Annotated in this window: 15 protein-coding genes and 1 tRNA gene; 9 read left to right on the top strand and 7 right to left on the bottom strand. The window is 59.7% G+C overall.

The features are described from left to right. Window positions 1–167 precede the first annotated feature (167 nt). Window positions 168–932: a hypothetical protein gene (locus ACFQDI_RS01885; RefSeq protein WP_377162813.1), complete on the top strand. Its 765-nt coding sequence runs from the start codon at window positions 168–170 to the stop codon at window positions 930–932. 33 nt (window positions 933–965) lie between these two features. On the opposite strand, the gene ACFQDI_RS01880 is transcribed toward ACFQDI_RS01885, so the two are convergent. Further along, the gene (locus ACFQDI_RS01880) at window positions 966–2,444 is read right to left on the bottom strand and encodes a hypothetical protein (protein ID WP_377162811.1); all 1,479 of its coding nucleotides are present in this window, start codon (window positions 2,442–2,444) and stop codon (window positions 966–968) included. An 88-nt stretch (window positions 2,445–2,532) separates the two neighbouring features. On the opposite strand from ACFQDI_RS01880, the gene ACFQDI_RS01875 reads away from it, so the two are divergent. The 3 genes from ACFQDI_RS01875 (at window position 2,533) to ACFQDI_RS01865 (ending at window position 6,444) form a co-directional block, all read left to right on the top strand. Next, the gene (locus ACFQDI_RS01875) at window positions 2,533–3,324 is read left to right on the top strand and encodes a TatD family hydrolase (RefSeq protein WP_377162809.1); all 792 of its coding nucleotides are present in this window, start codon (window positions 2,533–2,535) and stop codon (window positions 3,322–3,324) included. A gap of 47 nt (window positions 3,325–3,371) precedes the next feature. Beyond that, window positions 3,372–4,343, top strand: coding sequence for a DUF6807 domain-containing protein (locus ACFQDI_RS01870; protein WP_377162807.1), 972 nt, complete (start codon window positions 3,372–3,374; stop codon window positions 4,341–4,343). Window positions 4,344–4,410: 67 nt separating this feature from the next. Then, on the top strand, window positions 4,411–6,444 hold the full coding sequence (locus tag ACFQDI_RS01865; RefSeq protein ID WP_377162805.1) for an FAD-dependent oxidoreductase: 2,034 nt from the start codon (window positions 4,411–4,413) through the stop codon (window positions 6,442–6,444). Window positions 6,445–6,477: 33 nt separating this feature from the next. Here ACFQDI_RS01865 and ACFQDI_RS01860 read toward each other — a convergent pair whose 3' ends face one another. Next, a complete protein-coding gene (locus ACFQDI_RS01860; RefSeq protein ID WP_377162803.1) occupies window positions 6,478–7,230 on the bottom strand; it encodes a polysaccharide lyase in 753 nt (250 codons plus the stop codon). 102 nt (window positions 7,231–7,332) lie between these two features. Between ACFQDI_RS01860 and ACFQDI_RS01855 the strand changes: the two genes are divergently transcribed. Further along, the gene (locus ACFQDI_RS01855) at window positions 7,333–10,392 is read left to right on the top strand and encodes a hypothetical protein (protein ID WP_377162801.1); all 3,060 of its coding nucleotides are present in this window, start codon (window positions 7,333–7,335) and stop codon (window positions 10,390–10,392) included. 105 nt (window positions 10,393–10,497) lie between these two features. Further along, window positions 10,498–10,573 (top strand) — tRNA-Lys (locus tag ACFQDI_RS01850). A 23-nt stretch (window positions 10,574–10,596) separates the two neighbouring features. On the opposite strand, the gene ACFQDI_RS01845 is transcribed toward ACFQDI_RS01850, so the two are convergent. Next, complete coding sequence (locus ACFQDI_RS01845) at window positions 10,597–11,286, bottom strand: PIG-L deacetylase family protein (protein WP_377162799.1); 690 nt, start codon at window positions 11,284–11,286, stop codon at window positions 10,597–10,599. A 262-nt stretch (window positions 11,287–11,548) separates the two neighbouring features. On the opposite strand from ACFQDI_RS01845, the gene ACFQDI_RS01840 reads away from it, so the two are divergent. Together ACFQDI_RS01840 and ACFQDI_RS01835 are read left to right on the top strand one after the other, a co-directional pair. Further along, window positions 11,549–14,392, top strand: coding sequence for a protein kinase family protein (locus ACFQDI_RS01840; RefSeq protein ID WP_377162797.1), 2,844 nt, complete (start codon window positions 11,549–11,551; stop codon window positions 14,390–14,392). Window positions 14,393–14,506: 114 nt separating this feature from the next. Then, on the top strand, window positions 14,507–16,024 hold the full coding sequence (locus ACFQDI_RS01835; protein WP_377162795.1) for a tannase/feruloyl esterase family alpha/beta hydrolase: 1,518 nt from the start codon (window positions 14,507–14,509) through the stop codon (window positions 16,022–16,024). 12 nt (window positions 16,025–16,036) lie between these two features. On the opposite strand, the gene rimO is transcribed toward ACFQDI_RS01835, so the two are convergent. The 3 genes from rimO to ACFQDI_RS01820 all read right to left on the bottom strand — a co-directional run bounded on the left by rimO (window position 16,037) and on the right by ACFQDI_RS01820 (window position 20,119). After that, a complete protein-coding gene (rimO, locus tag ACFQDI_RS01830) occupies window positions 16,037–17,395 on the bottom strand; it encodes a 30S ribosomal protein S12 methylthiotransferase RimO (protein ID WP_377162793.1) in 1,359 nt (452 codons plus the stop codon). Window positions 17,396–17,476: 81 nt separating this feature from the next. After that, a complete protein-coding gene (locus ACFQDI_RS01825) occupies window positions 17,477–19,486 on the bottom strand; it encodes a hybrid sensor histidine kinase/response regulator (RefSeq protein ID WP_377162791.1) in 2,010 nt (669 codons plus the stop codon). Window positions 19,487–19,519: 33 nt separating this feature from the next. Then, window positions 19,520–20,119: a hypothetical protein gene (locus ACFQDI_RS01820; protein ID WP_377162789.1), complete on the bottom strand. Its 600-nt coding sequence runs from the start codon at window positions 20,117–20,119 to the stop codon at window positions 19,520–19,522. Between the two features lie 299 nt (window positions 20,120–20,418). On the opposite strand from ACFQDI_RS01820, the gene ACFQDI_RS01815 reads away from it, so the two are divergent. Continuing rightward, complete coding sequence (locus ACFQDI_RS01815; RefSeq protein ID WP_377162787.1) at window positions 20,419–20,898, top strand: Fur family transcriptional regulator; 480 nt, start codon at window positions 20,419–20,421, stop codon at window positions 20,896–20,898. Window positions 20,899–20,907: 9 nt separating this feature from the next. On the opposite strand, the gene nagB is transcribed toward ACFQDI_RS01815, so the two are convergent. Next, a complete protein-coding gene (gene nagB / locus ACFQDI_RS01810) occupies window positions 20,908–22,794 on the bottom strand; it encodes a glucosamine-6-phosphate deaminase (RefSeq protein WP_377162785.1) in 1,887 nt (628 codons plus the stop codon). Between the last annotated feature and the right edge of the window lie 29 nt (window positions 22,795–22,823).

Here is a 22,823-nt window from a genome sequence, read left to right as displayed (position 1 = left end):
GTGGTGCCGATTTCGTCACGCTACGACAAGCATCAAAATGAGGCGCTAGAGGAAAAGCCTGTTTTTCAAACGTTTGATCCGATCCAACCGCCGCCCCCTTAAAAAATCTCGCAATCAATAAGACTATACCGCAAAGTAAGCCGCTCACTTCCACAAGTCACTTCCACATGAAATCAATTCGTGCACTCATCCTGTTTCTGTCATCTGCGGCTGCGTTCATCAGCACCCAAGCACAGGAAAAGATGGTGCCGGAACTGGCCCCTCTGCAGGCTGACTATGACGCCAAATCAAATGCGCAAGTGATCCAGCCCTATGAAAATGCGGTGGCTGACCTGAGGGCGAAGTATCTGGCCACCATCGAAAACACGCGCGCGTCTGCACAGAAGTCAGGCAAGCTGGATGAAGCGCTCGCCTACAAGGCAGAGGTCGAGTCAGTCACCGCAACGAAGTCCGTGCCAGCAACGGATGACGCCGGCACTCAGGATAGCCTGAAGAAGCTGCGCAGCAGCTACCGCGCCGCAGTGAGCAAGCTGTCTCAGGAAAAAGAGCGCAGGCTGCAGCCACTGAAAGATGCCTACTCCAGGGTGCTAGATCCGCTGATCGCTAAGTTGACCAAGGAAGGCAGAATTGAAGATGCCCAAGTCGTCAAAGCCAGGCAGGACCGGCTCAAGCCGCTTCCAAACGGGCCTCTCAAGATCGTGGGCAAATGGAACACCACTCAGAGCAACGACCTCAAGATGGAAATGACCTTCAACAAGGACTACACCTATAACTACTGGAAAGACACGGGCACCTTCAGCTACAAGGCCGGAAAATACCTTCTCACCCACACCTGGGACTGGGAGATCAGACTGACCGATGACAACACCTTCGATGGAGTGTGCACACGAGGCTCACCCGGAGTAAAAATCCACGGCGAGCGCATTCCTTGATAACGCGAATTCCGCAAGCCTGCGCCACTCCTGCTACTCCACCCACGCCGCCTTGAGCCGCGCATCGTCCAGATCAAGCCGGTATAGAATCTGATTGTAGTCGTACCGCGGCGTCGCCACAGGATTGCCTGAGAACGTCTCCGCATAGGTACCCTGGAAATAAATGAAGCGGCCATCCTGCTGATCAAAGAACGCATGATGGCTCGGATTGTAGAAGCTGTACTTCGGGTGTGTCGCTATTTTCACCGCCTTGCGCCAGGGGCCGTCGATCTGCCTGGCCTCCGCATACCACACTTCGCCGAGATAGGAGTCTCCGCCCTCCTGCTGCACGGCGATCATGACCCAGCGCTCCCGGTGCTTGTTCCATTGCACGCTGCCCGCATGCAGCCGCACCGGTTTTCCCGTCTGTGCATCCACCACCTGCATGCGTGCCTTTTCTGCAGGCATCTTCTTTTCTGCGATGAGTTTCTCCTCGTCTTTCTGCGTCGTGGGTGCCAGCGCCTTCTGCCAGACATAATCACCCTGCTCAGCGGACCAAGCCAGCGCCTCATACGCTGAGGTGTTCTGCACGGAATCATAGTCCGCCTTCACCCGTGTGCGGCAGAAAGGTGTGGAGAAGTAAATCCATTCTCCTTCTTCCCCCTTCACCCTCACGGCATTGCTCTGCGGATGCTGCCACTCAAACTCATCCCCCAGCGCCGCGATACACCGGAAGCGCCCGCTCGCCTCATTCATCTCTGCCAGCCCGTGCTCCAGCCTTTTGCCCAGGTCTTTCCAGCGCGAGTAGTGGGCCATGAGATGCTCCTTGCCCTGCGTGTCCATCACGCTGTGCATGCCAAAGATCCACACGGCCCCCGGCTCCTCCACTGGCAGCATCTTCGCCACCGCCCCGTTTCCATCGGTGATGTATTCAAAGCGGATGCCTTGCTCGGGCTCCAGCCCGCCCTTGTCCGGCGCATCGCTCCACGCAGCCGTGGAGTGGTAATTTCCCAGCGGGTAGTTGGGCCGCAGCGTGTCGCCAAAGATCCAGAAGTAGCGTCCCTTCCATGGCACCACCTGCACAGAGTCCAGGCCCATGACGTCTGCGGAGAGATTGGGGCTGGGCAGCGGCGGCTCATGCCCCAGCAGCACACTGTCCCGGTAGATGCCCTGCCCCGTCAGTCGGCACAGGCGCTCGGCGATGTTGGTTCTCAGCACCTTCACTTCCTCAGACTTTCCAGCCACAGGCTTCAATCGCACGCCCGTGAAGCCAAAGCCATCTTTGGGCATCGTGTATCCTGGTCCCCGCACACTGAAATACACCGCCCGGTTCATCAGCCCGGGCTCATTGAAGGCGATCCACCCTGCGCTGTCCGTCGTCAGCGCGATGTGGTTCGTCGTCTCCAATGTGACCAGCGGCACCCCGCGCCCGGTATGTTCATCGACGACGCGGATGCCAAAATAATCCTCCGGCGCGGCACGGAGAAAAGCTGGCAGACAAAGCAAAACCAGGTGCAGTCGGCGGAGGAGCATGGGCGTGGTGTATCACGAACAAAGCCGCTAGGGAAAGGAGTAATTCACGAGGCTTGACACCCGCCCCCAAAATGCGAAGGCGCTGACCATGTTTTTCGACACGCACACCCACCTTGGCAGCAGACAGTTCGACGGCGACCTTCCCGCTGTTCTGGAGCGCGCACGCGCCGCCAGCGTCTCGCGCATGGTGGCTCCCGCCACGGATCTCAAAAACGCCGGCAAGCTGCTCGCCCTGGCCGAAAACGAACCCGACGTGCGTGTGGCTGTCGGCATCCATCCCTGCGATGCAGACACGGTCAGCGGAGATGCCTGGGTCGAAGAGCTCAGAACTCTGGCCCAACATCCCAAAGTCTGCGCCATCGGCGAGATCGGTCTCGACTACTTCCACGCCCCGCCCGAGGGCTTTGCCCTCGCAGACTGGAAAGCCCACCAGGCCCGTGTGCTCACAGCCCAGCTCGAACTCGCAGCGGAACTGCGGCTGAATGTAATCCTGCACAACCGCGAAAGCTGGGAGGACCTCACCGCACTCGTGCTGCCGTTTAGCGATCGGCTGCGCGGAGTCTTCCACTGCTTCACCGGCACCTTTGAGCAGGCGCAGCCGCTGCTCGATCGCGGCCACCTCATCTCCTTCACCGGCATCGTCAGCTTTAAAAACCCCGGCTTCATGGCCGACACCGCACGCGCCGTTCCCTCCGGGCAATACATGCTCGAAACCGACGCCCCCTACCTCGCGCCCATGCCTCACCGCGGCAAACGCTGCGAGCCCGCCTACGTGGCAGACACCGCCCGCGCTGTCGCAGGCCTGCGCGGAGAGTCCGTCGAAACAGTGGCGGCAGACACCACCCGCACCGCCTTGGAATTCTTCCGCGGCTGGGATTGATCTCCGCCGAAAGCATTCCAATCTCCCCCACGTTCATTCCCACCACCATGAAACTCCTCCTCGCCTCCTTCCTTCTCACGTCGCTCGCCAGCGCCGCCCAGTTCTCTGTCGAAAAGACCGCCACAGGCGGTGCCATCGTGAAGGTGGACGGACAGGTCTTTGCCGAATACGTCGTGGACCAGGCCAACAAGCCCTACCTCGCCCCGGTCTTTGGCCCCACCGGCAAGCAGATGACCCGCAACTATCCGATGATAACGATCGAGGGCGAGCAGCACGATCACCCGCACCATCGCGGCATTTGCTTTGGCCATGAAGGCATCAATGGCATCGAGTCCTGGGCCGAGCGCGCCACCTTTGGCGACTCCGCCAAGACCGCCGAGCGCGTCAAATCACTGGGCAGCGAGAAACACCGCGAATTCAAGACACTGGAAGCCAAGCCCGACTCCGCCGTGCTCGTCTCCATCATCGACTACCTCGACCCTAGCGGCAAAAAGTACCTGGAAGAAGAGCGCACCATGATCTTCACCGCCGGCGAAGGCACCCGGAGCATCGAGCTCAAGCAGGTTCTTCTGGCCACCGAGGGCCCGGTGAATTTTGAGGACAAAAAGGACGCCGGTCTCAGCATCCGCGTGCCCACCGAAATGGCGGTCAATATCGAGAAAAACAAAAAGGGCAGCGGCCACATCATCAACAGCGAAGGCATCACCGACGTGGAGGCCTGGGGCAAGCGCGCCAAGTGGTGCGACTACTACGGCACCGTGGGCGGAGAGAAGCTCGGCGTCGCCATGTTCAACCATCCCTCCAGCTTCCGCTTCCCCACCCCTTGGCACGTGCGTGACTACGGCCTCTTCACCGCCAATCCCTTCGGCACCAAAGCCCTGGACAAAAACGCCCCCGATGGCGCCTATGAGCTGAAAAAAGGTGAATACACCCTGCTGCACCACCTCTTCTACTTCCACAAGGGCGATGAGAAGGAAGGCAAGGTCGCCGAGGCTTATGAAGCCTTCGCCAAGAAATAAGGGAGCCGGTTGACAAGACGAGGCGAAAAGAGATGCATGGCGCTGCCGCCTGCTCTTTTTTCGCCTCATGCTTTTTCACCGTCTGTTACTTCTTCTCGGCCTCACTTCCTCCATCTGCGCAGCAGATTTTGATCTCGTGATCTACGGCGGCACGCCGTCAGGACTGGGCGCGGGAATCACCGCAGCACGAGAGGGCGCATCCGTGGTGGTGATCGAGCCCACCCAATGGATCGGCGGCATGGTCACCGGTGGCCTGACAAGCACGGACGTGGGCAAGCAGGAAACCATCGGCGGCTTTCCCCGTGAATACTTCGCCCGGGCCGCCGCCCTGAAACCCGACACACCCATGTGGTATGCGGAACCGGGCGCCAACATGGCCGCCTTCCAGGCCATGCTCAAAGAAGCAGGCGTCAAGGTTGTCACAGCCCAGGCGCTCAAGTCGGTCTCCAAAGACGGCGCACGCATCACCAGCCTGACCACCAGCGACGGCGCCACCTACCATGGCAAGGAGTTCATCGACGCCAGCTATGAGGGCGATCTCATGGCAGCAGCCAAAGTGAGCTACATCGTCGGCCGCGAAAGCACCGCACAATACGGCGAGCCACTCGCAGGCTACCACCCCATGCCCATCCGCCCGCGGACCGTTGAGGTGATGGAGAGCGACTGCCCCAGCATCGGCGGCAAAGGCCCGAGCTACATCCACGGCACCCCCGTGAGCATCTCCGGCCTGGATGCACAGAGAAAGCCCATCTACGGCGTCTTCCCAGATCCCAAGCTCGCCCCCGGCAGTGCTGACAACCGCACGCAGAGCTACAACTTCCGCATCTGCGTCACTCAGCGGGAGGACATCAAGATCCCCTTCCCCAAGCCCGCCAGCTACGATGCCACCAAGTACGAACTGCTCCTGCGCCTGATCAAGGCATTCCCCGGCATCCGCTTTGGCCGCCTGTTCCATCTCGGCAAAACCGCCAACGGCAAATACGACCTCAATGCCCAGGGGCTCTTTTCCACCGACTATCCGGGCGCAAACTTCGATTACCCTGATGGCGATGCCGCCACCCGCGCACGCATCTGGCAGGACCACACCGATTTCATCCAGGGCATGCTCTGGTTCCTCTGCCACGATGAGCGCGTGCCGCAGAGCCTCCGCGACCAAGCCAACACCTGGGGGCTTTGCAAAGATGAGTTCACCGACAACGCCCACTGGCCCTACGCCCTCTATGTCCGTGAAGGCCGCCGCATGATCGGCGACTACGTCATGACTCAGAAAGATCTGCAGACCGATATTTTCAAAAATGACTCCATCGGCATGGGCTCCTTCCTCATCGACTGCCACATCGTGCAGCGCATCCTCGCCGAGGATGGCACCGTGCGTGATGAAGGCAGCTTTCAAGACACACCAGCCCTGCCCTATCAGATCCCCTACCGCAGCCTGACGCCCAAGATCGCCGAGTGCGAAAACCTGCTCGTCCCCGTCTGCCTCTCCGCCAGCCACATCGCCTGCTGCTCACTGCGCATGGAGCCCGTGTACATGGCCCTGGGCCATGCCTCAGGTCTCGCCGCTGTGATGGCGCTCAAAGCAAACACCCCCGTGCAGAAGATCGACGTGCCCGCCTTGCAGAAGAAGCTGCTGGAGCAGAAGGCCGTGCTCGAACTCGCCACCATGGCCAAAATGATCCGCTCCGCCAAGCTGCCGGGCATCGTCATGAGCGAGCAGGAGGCCGAGCAGACCGGACACTGGACCGGCAGCACCTTCGGCAGCCCCGTTGATGGTTCCAGCCTGCACGATGCCAACAGCGACAAAGGAGAAAAAAGCCTGACCTACCGGCTCAAGATTCCGACCAGCGGAAGATACGAAGTGCGCATGTCCTACGCCTCAGCCACCAATCGCGCCAGCAACGTCCCCGTGCGCATCGAGCATGCTGGCGGTACGGATACCGTGATCGTGAATCAACGCAAAGCCCCCGCCATCGACGGTCTCTTTGTCAGCCTCGGCACCTTCACATTCAGCGCAGACCAGCTTGCCGTCATCACCATCAGCAACAAGGACACCGACGGCATTGTCGGAGCCGATGCAGTGCAGCTGCTCCCGGTGAAATGACCGCTGAGCCAGAGCGGACTCACGCGCCCCATCTCACCGCGTCACCTTCATCTCCGTGAACTCCGCCCAGCAGTCGTGTGTTGGTGCCCATGTGGAGTCGCCACCGCCGTGAAAGGTTTCAAAGTACAGCCCATCCACCCCAAAGCTGTCCACCGTGCGCCATTCCATGTCAGTGCGTTCCACCACAGGCCTGCCATCAATCCACACCCTTAGCACACCGTCGCGCTTTCCCACCGCGTTCATAGTCACTGCGATCCTCACTTTGACAGGCACCTCCGTGGGAAAACGAAAGTCCGCAGGAAAGGCGAAGCTGTCGCCATAGTCACCCTTTTGATTTTTGTGGTACACGTAGGCTTCGCCTCGTCCCTCTTTGCGCCACATCAGCCTTGCCGAAAATCCATTCACCCCTGTTGCCCGGCGACCGCCGCTCACATTGTCCGGCCCACCGCACAATCCCGGCAGCTTGCCACCTTTCACAAAGTCAAAGCCCTTGCTGAAGCGCATCGTGTAGCTCAGCTCTGCTGCCTCATGTTTTCCCAGGGGCATGCGCCATCCGGCCCCACCTTGTTCAGGCCCGATCTTCCCCACGGCAAAGTTCACACGCAGCCATTTCAAGGCATCGCTTTCGACCACCGCCACCCGCCCCTGGGCAATGCCGCCCTCAAACTCACACCCCGGCCAGTCGCTCTTCCATTGCTTGATCGTGTACGGTCCCTGCCCGCCAGCCAGGGAAACATGCACAGGCAGATCCGCCAGAAGGCCAGACGCCCATGAAAACAAAAACATGAATGCTAAACAGCGCATGCCCACTTATAAGCCTGCCGCTTAAGTCCTGCTGAAAAAAAATCACACTGGACACACATCAGGATTCTTGGTGTCATTTCAGCCATGAAGATGATTCATGCGCTGCTCTGGCCGCTGCTGCTCCTGTCACACGCCACCGCCGCAGAAACCGACTGGCGCAAGGCTGCGCGTGAGTTCATGGCTGGACAGGATTTCGCCCCCATCGAAATCAAGCCCGGCACACGCTTTGAAACAGACCGGGCACGCCCACGCTTTGCCTGGATGCAGCGCGTTCTCATGCCTGCCTTTGAAAAGCATCTGGAGAAATGGCCGCAGTACGCTGACGCCGCACGCAGTTTTGCCAAACAGGCGCTGATGATCAAAGCCGGTCATCCTGACGTCGATCACAGCCGTCCTTGGGAGGTGCTGGCCCAAGAGGGGACGGCGCTCATCAGGAATCATGTGGACGATCCGCTGATACTATGGCTCACCGCTGCGGCCGTCTGGGAATTTCGTGAAGGCACCCATGAGGCGCGGGATCACCTCTCCAAAGCCTCCCGTCACAGGATGATCCGGGACTACCCTTCTGTGCTTCCATCATACATCCAGGCAGAGCTCAGGGACATCGCCATCCAGCGCTACAGTTCCCAGGAGACCATCTCCAGAATCAATCTGGCGCTTTTCAAGGAGCTCATGAAAAGCGCGCCTGACCAGGCGGTGTATGGCCCGCAGGATGATGAACTGCTGTATGATGATCTTGGTCACGCCATGGGTGGCGTTCAGTCCAAAGACTGCTCTGCCGAGCTGGCGCAGCTCTGCACCACTTCCCATTTCACCCCATGGCTTCGCGAAATGCTCCATGGCCGGATTCAGAATCACATCGCCTGGGATTACCGCGGCGGCGGTTACGTCAGCACAGTGAGCGAGGAAAACGGCAGAAAGTTTGAAGAACACCAGATCAAGGCACGCGCACACTTTCTCATGGCCTGGGAGCTGCACCCAGATCGCGCTCCCGCCGCTGCCAGCATGATTGACATTGTGAAATGCGGTCACGGCAGGCCTGAGGATTCCCTCAGGCTCTGGTTTGACCGCGCGACCTCCGCTGAGTTCGACGACTATTCCGCTTATGAAAACTATCTGTGGGCCTTGCGCCCACGCTGGGGTGGCAGCCTGGAGAAGATGAAGGCCTTCTACTGCGCCTGTGCACTCACAGAACGCCATGACACCGGAGTCGCAAAGGCGTTGCGCAAGACCCTCGAATATCTCGAAGAAGACTCCCAGGACTCACGAAGTCTGCTGTCAAGGTCGCCGCTTCGCGAGGTCATGACAGCCTCCCTCCGCAGCCTTGCCACATCTCAGCAGGTCTATCGCCTTTGGGAGCATCCATGGCGCCTGGCCGATCTGGGGCTCATGGCATGGAAGGCCTCGGATTATGAAACGGCCTATGAAACCTTTCAGCAGGTGCCCGTCCCATTTCCCAGGCAGACCCGGCGGTGGTTGAGCCTGCAGGCAAATGAAACCGACGTGCGCGGCCAGTCTGCAGTCTTCGCCTTCGGTTTGAACGCTGAATGGGAGGTAGCCGAAGAAAACTACCAACTCGGAAAACTTGACGAGGCACTGCAAAGTTTTCAGGACATCGCCTCCCGCTTCCAGGGCGAGCCTCCGGCTCTGCTGCTGCAGCGCATCGCCGCCTGCAAATTTGAAAAAGCCTTTGCCTCCGGCCAGTGGGTGCCCCTGCCTGCCACGCCAGATCTCAGCGGCTGGTATCACCGCAGCGGTTTCTGGAAAGGCCTGCCAACAGGCACCCTCGTCAACACCGGACATGACGGTGCCGCCTACCTGCTGCACAACGGGCGGGTTGGCTCCAGTTTCGAACTTTCTGGCTTGTACCAGATCAAGAATGCTCCTGGCACTCAAGGGCTCAGCATCATGATCGGCTACCACAGCACGTTCAACCATGAAGACTGGGTGGGCTGCAACCAGTGGGGGCACTCCAGCAGTGAAGATGCGGCCACCCTGCTACGGCGGGCCTACCTGTCGGATGCTCCTCAGATCAGGCTCCCTGCAAACGGTCAAGTTCACCGTTTCCACATCATTTGCCACGCAGGTGCCATCACCTACCGTCTGGACCACCGGGACATCGCGGTGGATCGTAGAGTCACTGACGAGGCAGGCAATGCATTTGAAATGCGGGAAGACTCGGTCATCGGTTTCTGCTCCCAGATGTTCCGGGACAATTCCGAAACTCACATCCGCCATCTTGCCATTCGGAAGCTCGATCCGCCAGCTGCCACGGAAAAAGAGATCAATGCTGGCAGCCTGGAGGCACTGCGCTCAGGCTTTGCCAAAGATTGCCGCGATTCACTCAGGGACCTCAATGCAGCCAGCCTTCTGGAGGCCGGGCAACTGGCCGACGAGCTGCGCCGGGAACGCAAGACCGCTGAAGCCGGCAAGATCATGGCTTTCGCAGGGCTACTGAAGCAGGACACCCGGGTGCAGGCGGCTGACATGCCAGTCCCAGCCGCAGACGAGGTCGCACTGTCCGCGCTCCTGCGCGGTTACCATGCGAGTCAGGCTGCTCGTCTGCTCACGACCCAGAATAAGTGGAAGGCCAAGGCACTCAAACTGCTGGGCTCTGCCGAGCAGAGCCAGGTGGAAGCGTTCATCCTCGCGGAGTTGGAGCCCAATCCTGCCCCCCAGACTGAAGAGCTCCTGGCCCCCGGCAATGCGTTCAAATGGCTGCCACAGGCCGGCGAATGGACTCGCACCGCCGATGTGCTCACAGGCAGCGGCGACAGCACCATGCTTTATGAGCTCAGCCGCAAGCCGCCCTTCCAGATCGACTTCGACATCAATGTGCTCAACGGCAACCGCCCGCGGCTGCTCATGGGCAAGGTCAAGTTTGCCAATGAAGCCGGCAAGCCAACCTTCGGCCTGTACCCTCAGCCCAAGGGGGAAAAGCTGTTCGACTACGAACACAGCAAACTCTATCACATCACCCTCAAAGCCACGACGGACAAAACCGAACTCCTAATCGACGGCAGCCATTTCTGCGACGGGCCAAAGATCGAGAGCGACCTCAATGTGCTCCAGTTTCGAGCTGGCGACTGGTCCTCCAAAGGCAAAACCGAGTTCCACAAAATCCGCATCTCTCCCCTGCATTGAATCACTTGCCGGCCCGAAAGTGTCTGTTGAGGCAAAAACTCACTTGCGCGAAGCCCGGACATGATTAAGACTCTCCTCCCTCCAACGCTGTTTGGTTTCAAACATGCCTCCGTAGCTCAGTTGGTAGAGCAGTTGACTCTTAATCAATTTGTCGTAGGTTCGAATCCTACCGGGGGTACCACCCATGAGATGGTAAGCTGAGTTTCAAAATTCAGCATTCACCACAGGGCGCACACTCTTAAAGGCTTCCGCATACTTGGCTCCGCAGGCCAGCCCCCGATAGCGGGCCAGCACACTCTTCGTCTCCATGGCGGCGTCCGTTTTCGTCGGATCATACGCCTCATTGCGCACGTACGCCATCAGCCTGCCAAGCCATTCGCTCGCAACAGGCCACTCCGTGGAGACGTCCACATAGGTGTCCGGCTCAAAGCCGATCGTGTGCCCCGGACCGTTGTCATACCAGTACACCCGTGAAGGCGATTTCACCTCATCCCGCCCGAGCAGCCTCGCCGGCTGGTACAAGGCCGCATGGCAGATCGCGCTGGCAGCCTCATGGTCCGGGTGCCGGTCTCGCGGCCACAGCATGAAGGCCGTGTCAGGTTTCACGTCAGCCACCACTTCAGCCACGGCACGCTTTGTCTCGAGTGTCGGCTCGAAGCCAAGGCTCTTGTAGGGCAGAAAGCGCATCTCCATGCCTCTCTCAGCAGCCAGTTGCTTCGAAAGCTCCATCAGTCCCTGCTCCCGCCCTCTGACCGGCGGCCAGTTGGTGTAATCACCAATCAAACTGAGAATGACCACTCGCTGATGCTTTTGCACAGCCCTCAGCAGAGTGCCAGGGATGCCGAAAGGACAGTCATCATAATGGGCGCCGATGGCGAGAATGCTGCGTGTCATGCCTGCAGCATGGCCACGAGAGCCCGCGAGAGCAAGCAAGCAAGTCAGCCCCACCTTTTTCAGACTTATTCTTAACCAAGATTAACTAAACTAAATACATTTTTCTAAACCCAGAATAATAATTTATATTTTCCATTGCATCGTTGAGTCGCAAAGATCATATTCGATAATACGCCTCGCGCGAAATAAATACCCACTGCATTTTCCATACGGACACGTCAGAGCTATGAATGAAGGGCCTCAACTTTTTGGTTCCCTCTCATTGGCAAGCCACCGCAATGGCTCGCCGATCAAGTTGCCGCGTGCTCAGGATGAAGTCGTCATGCTGGCCTTTGATCAGCGAAACTGCCGCTTGGTGGAACTCCACATCTTCACCGGCCAGACTGCTCAAGCCGCCCCCCCTAGCCAGACCGCCACCATCAGACGCTTGGTCAAGCCCCCGCGCTGGCAGTTCCCCCCAGGCTGGAGCAGCTCTCGTCTTGGCGGGCGCCGCTTCAAATCTGACAGGCAAAGCTCAAAGCGGCAGCGGCCACGCAGGCGCACCCTCGTCAGTGCTCTCCACCGTTTCCACGAGACCCAAACAAACATCGATCATGCGGCGGCAAAGCCCGAAATCGTCGATGCAGACCAGCAGTCCCGCACATGCGAAAATCTTCGCGCAGCCTCAGGCCTGCGCGGCCAGTCCTTCATGCGGATTCTCGACGTCGGCATGGATGACGGACTGGCCTACTATGTCACCGGCCTCAATGACGGTGAATTTGTCCAGGAGTATGTCCGCAGGCGTGGTGCTTTGCCGGTCGTGACCTCCCTCGCCTTGGTCAAGCATCTCCTCCAGGACCTCGTCAAAATCGATGCAAGCCTGCACCTGCACTCCACCCTTTGCGTGGAGCGGGTGCTCGTCACCTCACAGGAGGAGGAATACTTGCAGCTCCGCCTGTTTGACTACGGGCTCTCTCAACCAGCGCCCCCTGCCTCCGCCCTGGGCGTTTCCAGGCTTGTAGGTGAGACTTGCCGGTTGCTCTTCCTGCTGCTCACCGGGCAGCCCTACTCCAGTGGAAATCCGGAAGATTTCAGCACGATCGCCGAACTCCCGGCCAACCTGCGTTTTGTCATCAAATCGGTCCTGACCACCCGGCCAGCGGACGTGTCAATCACCCTCAAGAGTCTGCGCGATGAGATCCGCGAGGCCATGTGTTCCTACGCCACCTTGGTGCAGGCCCGAAATCCCAAGATGCTGCTGGTGGCAGATATCTCCACCCTGCCCATCTCCCACCTCCAGACTTTGCTCCTTGGAGACATCCCCCTCAAAAACCTGTTCGGAGAAAGTTTCCGGATCCAAAATCCCGAGCTCTCAGGCCGCCATGCCTTCACTCTTCCGGCGGTCAACGTGTCTGCTGACCAGTCAGTCACCCTGCACTTGCTTCCGCCAGAAAGGATCGTCAATCAGCCTGACTTCATGGCCCTGCCGCCCCAGGTCTGGCGGCAGGACCCCTCAAAGCAGATCAACCTTCTGCACATGCTCAACCTCTGGAAGGGCCCCGACTGGGCATTTCTCTCAGAGGTCCGCGAGCCGGGCATGTCTCTCAGCGCCTTGATGGCCAAACGCGGCACGCTCAACCCCGGAGAAGTCGTCACGCTGCTCAGGCAGATCCATTCCGGGCTGGAGCAGGCTTTGGAAACCGGGGTTCATCGGGTTGACTTGGATCCTTCCAACATCCAGCTCTGCGTCGGCTATGACGGTCCCGTCCTGCCTCGCGACCTCGAGCGCCTGCACCTCAAGCGGCTGGACGCCTGGCCCAAATTTGTGGTGAAGCTTCGCCTGCACAAGACCATGCGCAGTTTGTGCAAGCCCCGACTCATCGATCTTGGCCCGTGGGCCACTCCCATCGGCGAGGAACTCACTGTCATCGCCGCTCGCGAGGAGCGTCATCGTGCCTTCATCTGCCTGGCCGCCTATCTTCTCACAGGTGAAGGGCAGATGCGGGAGATAGCCAAACTCCCCAGCAGCATGCCCGAGACGGCAGCCGGATTCGTGCTCGACTCCCTGCAGCGGGCGCTGAGCAGCAGCCCCGTTCCCTCTCCTCCTGACTTTACCGAAAAGCTCTCCCATCTTCTGACCACAGCCAGTGCCGAGATGGACCGCCTGGAAGATCCCCTGGCCGCACAGCCCCCGCTCGCCCAGCAGGAAACGGAAAGCGGAGGTTTTGTCTCTGATTTTGAAGAAGACAGGCCCTCAGAAGAGGCTCCGGTGGATCACCCCAGAAAGACTCTTCTTCTGGCCCCGGTCAGCCACGACCTTCAATCGCTCGATTTCCATCGCCCTTCCCCGCCTCGGTTCAGATTCCCTTGGCTCGCATTGGCGGCCACGGCAGTCCTCCTGGGAGCGCTGGCATGGATGATCTTTGGAGATTTCACAGAGTCCACCTCAGGGCTGTTTGTGAGTTCTTCACAGCCTCCCGCTCAAACACCGGCCCCCATTTCCGAAGAAATGGCCCCCGCTCTCTCCAAGCCTCCGGCCCATCCGCCCTCCCAGCCACAGCCCGTCATTCACAAAACCCCTGTGCTGGCCCTTGAGCCCGCCCCTGCTCCGCCCCAGCCCCCCCAGGCCTTGGCAGCAAACGTTTCAGCGCCAGCCCTCCCGAAAGAGTCGCCCCCTCCCCCTGCGCCAGCCACACCAGAAGCAGCCGCCACCCCGAGGACGATGGTTGCCAGCGCTCCGGAGCCTCAGCTCGCTGCGCCAGAAGTTGCACCGCGCATGGCTCCCCCACCCGAGGATGCACCCGTCATACGTCGTGCCATACTTACCACCTCCGGGAATGCCACGCCTGCTCAGCCAAGCTCGCCCCCAAAAGAAGTGGCCGCCACCATCATCCCCCCCGCGCCGCCAGTCACCGCAGAAGCGCCCGCGCCCGCCGCCAGGGTGTCAGCCACCGGGCAGCCCCCCCCTTCTGCCCAGCAAGTCCCAGCACCACCAGCCCCCGCGTCAGCAGTCGCAGAGCTGGACGGAGTCACCGTGCGTCATGCCATTGTTATGACTCAGGAAGAAATCAACGAGACCCTCCGTTCCCAGGCCAAAGCACGCAAACGCACCTCCAGAAGGAGATAAGCCAGCAGCTTCGTTCGCACGAAAACACCATTCATCGGTTGCAAGACACGGGGTGTTTCATCACCCTCCAGCGCATGCCTGTGCAGCCAGCGGCCGCACTCAATGCCCTGCGCCATGAAACACCACACCTCCAGGACCTTCAGCCTGCTTTGCACCCTTGGTTTCCTCAGGGCATTCGCCGTCATCACAGCAACGGCAGCCCCGGCCGAAAAGCTCGCAGCGCTTGAAAAGCTTCCGATCAAAGCCGGAAAAATCACTCTCGTAGAAGAAAGCAGCGCCAGCACAGGCACACGAGTGCCGCCGCATGTCGTGGTGAAAGCCAACCTTACACCTGCTTCAGACTCCAGCATCCATGTGGAAATCTGGCTCCCTGAAGCAGCACAGTGGAACCGCCGCTTCATCGGCCTGGGAAACGGCGGCGCAGCAGGGCGCATCAATTCAGGAAGCCTCGCAGGGCCGATGGCTCGCGGCTTCGCAGTGGCCACCACAGACATGGGCACCGCCCCAAATTCTGATTCCGGCATCGGCAAACCGGATGTGTGGAAGGACTTCGGCTATCGCGCCACCCATCTCATGACCACGCTGGCCAAGGAGGTCATCCAGTCTTACTATGGCCGCGCCCCCGAGTACTCCTACTTCAGCGGCGGCTCGACCGGCGGCTCGACCGGCGGCCAGCAGGCACTCCAGGAGGCCCAGCGCTATCCCGAAGATTATGACGGCATCGTGGCCAACGTCCCCGCCCACTGCCGCACCCCTCTGCATGCTTACTTCCTCTGGAACGAGCAGATTTTCCATGACTGCCCATTCACCCCCGCGCAGGAGGAGAACATCATAGCCGCAGGCAATAAATACATGGCTTCCCGCGAGATCCCCCAGACCGCAGGCAAAATGGTCTCCGATCCTCGCTGCAACGATTACGACATCGAAGCCGTCATCGCCATTGCCCAGAAGAAGGACCCGACGCTGACGGAGAAGCACGCCGAAGCGCTGCGGAAACTCTTCGGCGGCCCCAAACACACGATCACCGGCGAGCGCATCTTCGACGGCATCCCCCTCGGCAGTTCCTTCAAAATCGCCCACGGGCACCTCTATCTTTTCCAATGGGTCTTCGGCAAGGACAAAGACCTCTACAGCCTCGACTTCGGCAAGGACATCGACACCTACACCGCAGCACTCGGCCCCTATCTCAACGCTGAAAATGCAGACCTGAGCCCCTTCGAAAAACGCGGTGGAAAGCTCATCATGATCTCCGGCTCCTCCGACTCCTGCGTCCCTTACCACGCCACGCTCGACTACTACGAGCGCGTCATCGAGCACTTCGGCTCCCTTGAAAAAACCGCGTCATTTTGCAAACTCTACATCGTCCCCGGCATGAGCCATGGCCCCGGCCCTGGAATCAACAAACTGCCCGACATGCTCGGCCTGGTCATGCACTGGCGCGAAAAAGGCGAAGCACCTCACGCTCTCAGTGCACAACGGGTCAACGACGGCAGAACTGAAATCGACATGCCGCTCTATCCCTACCCGGAAAAAACCAGATGGGACGCCTCAGCCGGGTTTAAGCCCGTTCAAGGGCCACGCGGTGGTGTGGACCGCGTCGCCGAACGTTTCCGGCCCAAGGCCGCAGAGTGACTTGGCCGTCACTCACGCCGCCACCAGATCATACCCGCGCCACTCCTTCACCGTGACATCCGCAAAGCTGCCCACCGGCAGCTTCTTGTTCACAAACACCGTGGTGTCGATGTCGGGGGCGTCCATTTCGCTGCGCGCCACTCCGGGCTCCTCCACAAGCACGCGCATTTTGCGGCCGACCTGCGTCGTGTTAAAGCCCTCGATGCTGCGCTGAATGGCACGCATCGCCTCGTTCCAGCGGGCCTTGCGGGTCATGTGGTGGATCTGGTCCTCCATCTTCGCTGCACGCGTATCCTCCTCACGGGAGTAGTTGAAGACCCCGGCACGCTCAAACTTGGTGTCCTCGATGAACTTCAGCAGCTCGTTGAAGTCTGCCTCCGTCTCACCCGGAAAGCCGACAATGAACGTGGTGCGGATGGCGATGCCCGGAATGCCAGCACGGATGCGCTTGATCAGGTCGCGGATGTAGGCGCCGTCCGTCTCGCGTTTCATGAGGCTCAGCATGCGGTCGCTGATGTGCTGCAGCGGCATGTCGATGTATCGCGCCACCTTGGGGCTCTCGGCGATGGCCTGAATGAGATCGTCACTCCAGTGCGCGGGATGCGTGTAGAGCAGGCGGATCCAAAAATCACCTTCGATCTGGTTCAGCTCGCGGATGAGAGAGGAAAGGGACTCGCCCTTGGTGGAGTCCACCCCGCTGCGTGGCTTCGGGCGCTCTTCCGTCCACTTGTCCATGCCGAAATAGGTCGTGTCCTGGGAGATAAGGTTGATCTCCTTCACACCGCTGGCGATGAGCTGTCTCGCCTCCTTCACAATGCTTTCCTGTGTGCGGCTGCGGTGGCGGCCACGGATGCGCGGAATGATGCAGAATGAGCAGGGATGATTGCAGCCTTCGGCAATCTTGATGTACGCCATGTGCTGCGGCGTCAGCCGGAAGCGCGGCGTGTCATAATCTGGGATGTACTGCGGCTGACGGGTCACCAAGTTTTCCTGCTCGTGCTCCTTGGTCCCCACAAGCTTCTGAATGATGGGGGCCACCTCGGTGATTTGATCGAGGCCAATGAAGGCATCCACCTCCGGCATCAGGCCGGGAAGCTCCTGCGAAAAGCGCTGCGAAAGGCAGCCGGCCACAATGATCTTCTGCCGCGCCCGCTTCTTCGAGCCTGCACGCTGGTCCACCGCATCATGCACCGCGCCCACGCTCTCCTTCTTGGCCATGTCGATGAACGAGCAGGTGTTTACGATGAGCACATCCGCGAGGTCCGGCTCAGGCGTCATGACCATGCCCGCCTGCTGGAGGTGGCCGATCATGATTTCCGAGTCGATAAGATTTTTCGCGCAACCGAGGGAGACGAGGCCGACTTTGATCATGGGGCGCGGATGGTAGCGCCTTTGCGGCAATCGAAAAGGGGAAAGATGACCGCCGGAAGACGGTTTTCACCAGATTGGGTCTCAGGAAACAAGCATCGTTGGCTGCTGCGGCGCACGGTTGTCGCTCAGCTCAAACGCCCGGGCATCCGTCTGCGGCTTCTGCACCGCTTTCGCCAGCGCCTTGCTCAGTCCGTCCAGAGAGTAAGGCTTGAGCATGATGTCCACAGGCGGCGTCCGGCCCTGGCTGAGGATGGTAAACTCATCAGGATCAATGACAAAACCACTGCACACCACGACAGGCACATCATTGCCCACGGCGCGCAGCTCTTTAAACGTGTCACGGCCGGAAAGCTTGGGCATGTAGATGTCCAGCAGGACGGCGTCCACCTTCTCCTGGGTGCGTAGAAGGATGTCCAGCGCCTGCTGGCCGTCGCTGGCCTCCAGGACTCGATAGCCAAGGAAACCCAGCATGTTCATCGCGATGGAGCGCACCGGAGCCTCATCGTCCACCACCAGGATGGTGGTCTGGCTGCCCACCGGGGCATTGATGGCAGGACCGTTGTCGATCGGCGACTCCTCCTCGACCTGTTCAGGATTGAGCAGCCTTGGAAGGAACACTCGGAATTCGCTGCCCCGTCCCAGCTCGCTGTCAAATTCGATCCATCCCCCGTGCTCACGCACAATGTCCTGGGCGGTGGAAAGTCCCAGCCCTGTTCCCTTGCTTCCTGACTTTGTCGTAAAGAAGGGCTCAAAGATGCGCTGGCGGTGCTCTTCGGAAATCCCGTGGCCGTTGTCACGCACCACGAGCATCACAAATTCGGCCGTCTCGTTGTTTTCCGCCGCTTTCGACGGCTTGCGGTGGGTCACGTTCTCGACAGCGATTTCGATCACCCCCTTGTCCGCAGGCAGCGCATCCCGTGCGTTGAGGCAGAGATTGAGCATCACCTGCTCGATCTGCGTGGCGTCACCGGTGGCATACGAGGCGTCCATGCCTCCACGCATCTGAATGGTCACACGCGGATCGATGCTGTGCTTCAGCAGGTTCTGCACATCCGCCAGAAGGCGCTTCAGATTCATGGCCTTGCGCACCGCCGCACCGGTGCTGCGGCGCGAATAGCCAAGAAGGGATTTGACGAGCTCGGCCGCCCGCGTGGTCGCGTGGTTGGCGTTTTGCAGCTTGTCACGCACTCCGGCCTGGTTGGAGGCAGGCGTCAGCTCTGCCAGCGTCAGGTTGCCACGAATGGCCGTGAGCAGATTGTTGAAGTCATGGGCGATGCCGCCGGCAAGCTGCCCGATCGTTCCCATTTTCTGCGATTCGCGCAGCTGGTTCTCCAGCACGCGCATCTCAGAGCGGTCTTTGACGATCCAGATACGTCCGATCACCTCGCCGGCATCCGTCCGCATCGGGCTGGAGCGCAGGGAGAAAACACGGTTGTCATGGGAGACCAGCGGCGGCGTTTCAGCCTGGCCTTCGAGACTCGCTGAGGTCTTTTCGATCCAGGCCGTGATCACAGCCTTCTCTTCAAATCGGTCGATCAAGGCGCTGAGAATGCGCTTTGAGTCACGTCCGGCGATCTCCTCCACAGGCTTCCCGAGAAAATCATCCAGCTTCGAGTTCGATGCGATGATCGCCCCCTGGGCGTCCACCACCAGCACACCCTCGTCACTCGCGGCAAACAGGCCCTGCAGAGCCGTGAATGCCTCACGCAGCAGACGCTCCGCATTAAGCAGTCTCTGTGCCGTCTGGCAGGCATGCTGTTCGGCCGCGTTCAGCGCCTGACGCTGCTTGGCAAAGATCATGTTGATGTCACAGCGCAGCTTCCAGAAATCAGCCGGCAGCCATTCTGCGGACTGCGCATCTGGGGGCACCCCGCGCAGCACCGCCGTGGTGCCCTTCATGACAGCCGTTGTCGGCTTCAGCAGCCAGCCGGCCACCAGATAGGCGGCCAGAAAGACGCCACCGCCAAGGAGCACCCCGTTGATCCCGAAGAACCACTCGAGCGGCTGTCCCATGATGCGAGTGGCCCCCATGGCCGGCAGGAAGCCGAACAGCCAGAGGGGAAACAGGATGCGGAGTCTCAGGGAATTCATAGAAGGTGAGAACGAATAATAGGGCAATAACGGTCAATTAACAGCACGATTGGGAGCAGATTGCATGCGGCTGAGGATCTGTTGCATGCAGTGCTCGACGGCCGCGCTGAGGTGGTTTTCCAGCCACGCCTCAATCTCACCACGCAGTGCAACGAGGCTGGCCTGCGCCTGCTGCCCTGTCTGGGGAAGACGTTGCTCCATTCGGTCAAGCCGGTCATTCAAGGCGCTTGTATTCATGGCGATGCCGAAGATGTCGTTGCGAAGCTGCTCGATCTGGGCCGGCAGATCATGCGCCACAGCGCCCGCTGGCGCGGCAGGCTGCAGAGGTGCAGGCGCAGGTACAGCCTTTGTCGCAAACAGCTCTGCCGACCTACTGGCCTCCATCCCCGGTGCGTAGGGCGCATGCGCCACATTTGAAGGAGATAAACTTGGCTGCATCTGGGCTGCCCAGACCATGGCCCCCTGCTCCGGCAGCGCAAACGGGCTTCCCGTGCCGACTGGCATAGGCTCAGTGCTGACAAAACCCGGGGCAAAGCTCATCAGCTTCTCCGCAATGGCCACGGCGATGGGCTCTGCGGGCCTTGCGACCTCGGAGCTTTGGCGTTGGGTGGAGAATGAAAATGGTAAAGGCATGCTTGGAATCAGGCAGTCCGATGAATTTTATCAATATTAACAATAAAATCCATAATTATTTTAAATTAATTTGAACGCTACCGCCATATCCCTATCTCTTTTGGGTCTGCTTTTAGCCCTGCTCACCCCCTCTTTTTTGCAATTTAACTCATTGTAAAACAACAAGTTAACAATTTCCACTCATTCACTTTATACGATATTTTATCACTCCCGCCTTCTAAATTAACCAATCTCAACCACCGTATTCAGAAAAAGCGCTGCCTTGCACGATCCTTCGCCATGGCTACCCTCTCCCTGACATGGATGAACGTATCACTAAACGCTTGGAAACCCATCTGGCCAGCCAGGGGTTGCGCCGTACCAAGCAGCGGGATGTCATCGTCGAGGCAGCCTTCGCCACCGACGAACACTTCAAAGCAGAGGAACTGCTGGAAAAAGCACGCAAGCTCGACAGCACCGTATCCCGTGCCACCGTCTATCGTACTCTCACCCTGCTGGTCGAGTGCGGGCTGCTTCGTGAAGTAGATCTGGGACGTGACCAGACTTACTACGACCCCAATTTTCTCGACAAGCCCCAGCACAATCACCTGATCTGCCTCGACTGCGATCGGGTGGTGGAATTTGAGGACGACCACACCGCTCTCCTCCATGACTGCATCACCCGTCGGCTGGGCTTCCAGCCCAGCATGAAGAGCATGCGCATTGAAGCTCACTGCGATGAGCTTCGCCGCCTGGGAAAATGCAGCTACCGCGATGCCAGGCACGCGGTAGCTGACTGACACCCGGTCCTAGACCCGGCGCCAGCGCTGGAAGGTCTCAATGGCCTCATACTCTGCCAGGCCCAGGGCATCATACAGCCGCGCATTTTCACGGTTGGTCTCCGGAGCCTCCTTTTCCAGGGAAGACAGGGCTCCGTAGCGTGACAGAGCATTGGCCTTGCGCTCAATCTGCAGGGGGCTCATCGGAATCGCCATGTCGATCTCATGCGGCTCCAGCGGGCGCTCCTTGCCACGGTACAGCCACACACTGCAGGAACCCGCAAAGTCCTCGCCTCCGCACGACTGCAGGGCAGCCACAAGCAGGCGGAAGCAGATGCCCGCCACACTGGAAGGGTCGGCAGCGTCGCCGGTGATATAAATTTGATGCGGCTTGTGCTCCTGCAGCAGACGCACCAGCACCTTGTGGTCCTCCTCGGTGCTCTTGAAGCGGCGGTAGCGGCCATTTTCATAGAAAGGCAGGTCCACAAAGGTCACGCGGTCATTCGCCAGCCCCACGGTGTGGGCGGCGTCACGCAGTTCACCGCGCAAAATCAGCCCCTTGAGCTGCCTCAGCAGCGGCGGATCTTCGCCAAACTCGCCCTTGGCCTCCAGCAGTCCCAGTGCCTCCCTGGCATAGGCCACCTGAGGCTCCCACGTGGTGGGGTTCGTTGCATTGGAGGCCAGTTCCAGCAGTGTCTCCGCAAATTTATCCGCCTCACTGTCTGGCACACGCAGACTGCCGGAAGTCAGTGCAATCAGCCGCACATCGTGACCCTGTTCCACCAGTCGGTCGATCGTGCCACCCATGCCAGTGATGGCGTCCTGCGGCTCTGGGCTGAACACCAGGCAGCGCTTCGGGTAGGGCCGCGCACGCTCAGGCCGGTAGGTGTCGTCCTCATCAGGCTTGCCGCCGGGCCAGCCGGTGATCGTGTGCTGCAGCTGGTTAAAGATGCGAATGTTGAGCTGGTAGGCTGGCCCCTGTTCGGAGAGCAGGTCTGAAAGACCGTTCTCATTGTAGTGCTCGTCCACTAGCTTCAGGATCGGCCGCTTGATCTTGAATGCCTGCCAGACCATCGCACGCCGGGTCTCGCGCGGGGTCCAGGACGCCGGACCGACGAGCCAAGGCAGCTTGACGCGGGTCAGTTCGCGCGAGGCCCCGTGGTCGATGAAAAATCGTGCATCGGGGTGATCCTGCAGGAAGGAGGCCGAAATAACTTCCGTCATCGGCCCTTCGACAGCTTTGGCCACCATGACAGCCTTGTTTTCCCCCCACGCCATCAGAACCAGCTTCTTGGCCCTCAAAATTGTGCCCACACCCATGGTGATCGCAAAGTGCGGCACATTCTGCTCCCCGCGGAAGTCGCTCGCCGCATCCTGCCGCGTCACACGGTCCAGCGTGATCCGGCGGGTCAACGAGTCGCGGCTGGAGCCGGGCTCGTTGAATCCAATGTGCCCTGTCCGGCCGATGCCAAGAATCTGCAGGTCAATGCCTCCGCTCGCCTCGATCTTCTCCTCATATTGGCGGCAGTGGTTGAAGACCTGGTCTCCCGGCACCGTGCCGCTGGGCAGATTGATGTTCGCCTTCGGGATGTCGATGTGGTCAAACAGCTGCTCCGCCATGAACATGGAGTAACTTTCAGGATGGTCGGAGCTGAGCCCGTAATACTCATCGAGGTTGAAGGTGATGACGTTTTTAAAGCTCAGCCCTTCCTCTTTGTGCAGACGGATCAGTTCACGGTAAAACGGCACTGGCGTTGACCCTGTTGCCATCCCCAGCACCGCCGGTTTGCCTGCCTTGTTCTTCGTTTCGATCAGCTGCTTCACTTCCTGTGCCAGCGTTTTGGCCGCCTTGGCGGAGTCTGGGAAAATGACAGTCGGAACTTTTTCGTAGGCTTCGGCAGGGGGGCGAATGGACATGGTGGTAGGTTGGGGTTGAGCGAACAGAA

Source organism: Prosthecobacter fluviatilis (genome assembly GCF_042655725.1).
Classification (GTDB): Bacteria; Verrucomicrobiota; Verrucomicrobiia; order Verrucomicrobiales; family Verrucomicrobiaceae; genus Prosthecobacter; species Prosthecobacter fluviatilis.
The sequence above is the reverse complement of the archived record's forward strand: the minus strand, read 5'-3'. Positions and strand labels throughout refer to the sequence as shown.

Bases quoted from the DNA above. Each gene is read 5' to 3' on its own strand.
- ACFQDI_RS01815 (WP_377162787.1), top strand. From the start codon at position 20,419: ATGGATGAACGTATCACTAAACGCTTGGAAACCCATCTGGCCAGCCAG.
- ACFQDI_RS01865 (WP_377162805.1), top strand. From the start codon at position 4,411: ATGCTTTTTCACCGTCTGTTACTTCTTCTCGGCCTCACTTCCTCCATC.
- ACFQDI_RS01860 (WP_377162803.1), bottom strand. From the start codon at position 7,230: ATGTTTTTGTTTTCATGGGCGTCTGGCCTTCTGGCGGATCTGCCTGTG.
- rimO (WP_377162793.1), bottom strand. From the start codon at position 17,395: ATGATCAAAGTCGGCCTCGTCTCCCTCGGTTGCGCGAAAAATCTTATC.
- ACFQDI_RS01825 (WP_377162791.1), bottom strand. From the start codon at position 19,486: ATGAATTCCCTGAGACTCCGCATCCTGTTTCCCCTCTGGCTGTTCGGC.
- ACFQDI_RS01835 (WP_377162795.1), top strand. From the start codon at position 14,507: ATGAAACACCACACCTCCAGGACCTTCAGCCTGCTTTGCACCCTTGGT.
- nagB (WP_377162785.1), bottom strand. From the start codon at position 22,794: ATGTCCATTCGCCCCCCTGCCGAAGCCTACGAAAAAGTTCCGACTGTC.
- ACFQDI_RS01845 (WP_377162799.1), bottom strand. From the start codon at position 11,286: ATGACACGCAGCATTCTCGCCATCGGCGCCCATTATGATGACTGTCCT.
- ACFQDI_RS01855 (WP_377162801.1), top strand. From the start codon at position 7,333: ATGAAGATGATTCATGCGCTGCTCTGGCCGCTGCTGCTCCTGTCACAC.
- ACFQDI_RS01885 (WP_377162813.1), top strand. From the start codon at position 168: ATGAAATCAATTCGTGCACTCATCCTGTTTCTGTCATCTGCGGCTGCG.
- ACFQDI_RS01820 (WP_377162789.1), bottom strand. From the start codon at position 20,119: ATGCCTTTACCATTTTCATTCTCCACCCAACGCCAAAGCTCCGAGGTC.
- ACFQDI_RS01875 (WP_377162809.1), top strand. From the start codon at position 2,533: ATGTTTTTCGACACGCACACCCACCTTGGCAGCAGACAGTTCGACGGC.
- ACFQDI_RS01880 (WP_377162811.1), bottom strand. From the start codon at position 2,444: ATGCTCCTCCGCCGACTGCACCTGGTTTTGCTTTGTCTGCCAGCTTTT.
- ACFQDI_RS01870 (WP_377162807.1), top strand. From the start codon at position 3,372: ATGAAACTCCTCCTCGCCTCCTTCCTTCTCACGTCGCTCGCCAGCGCC.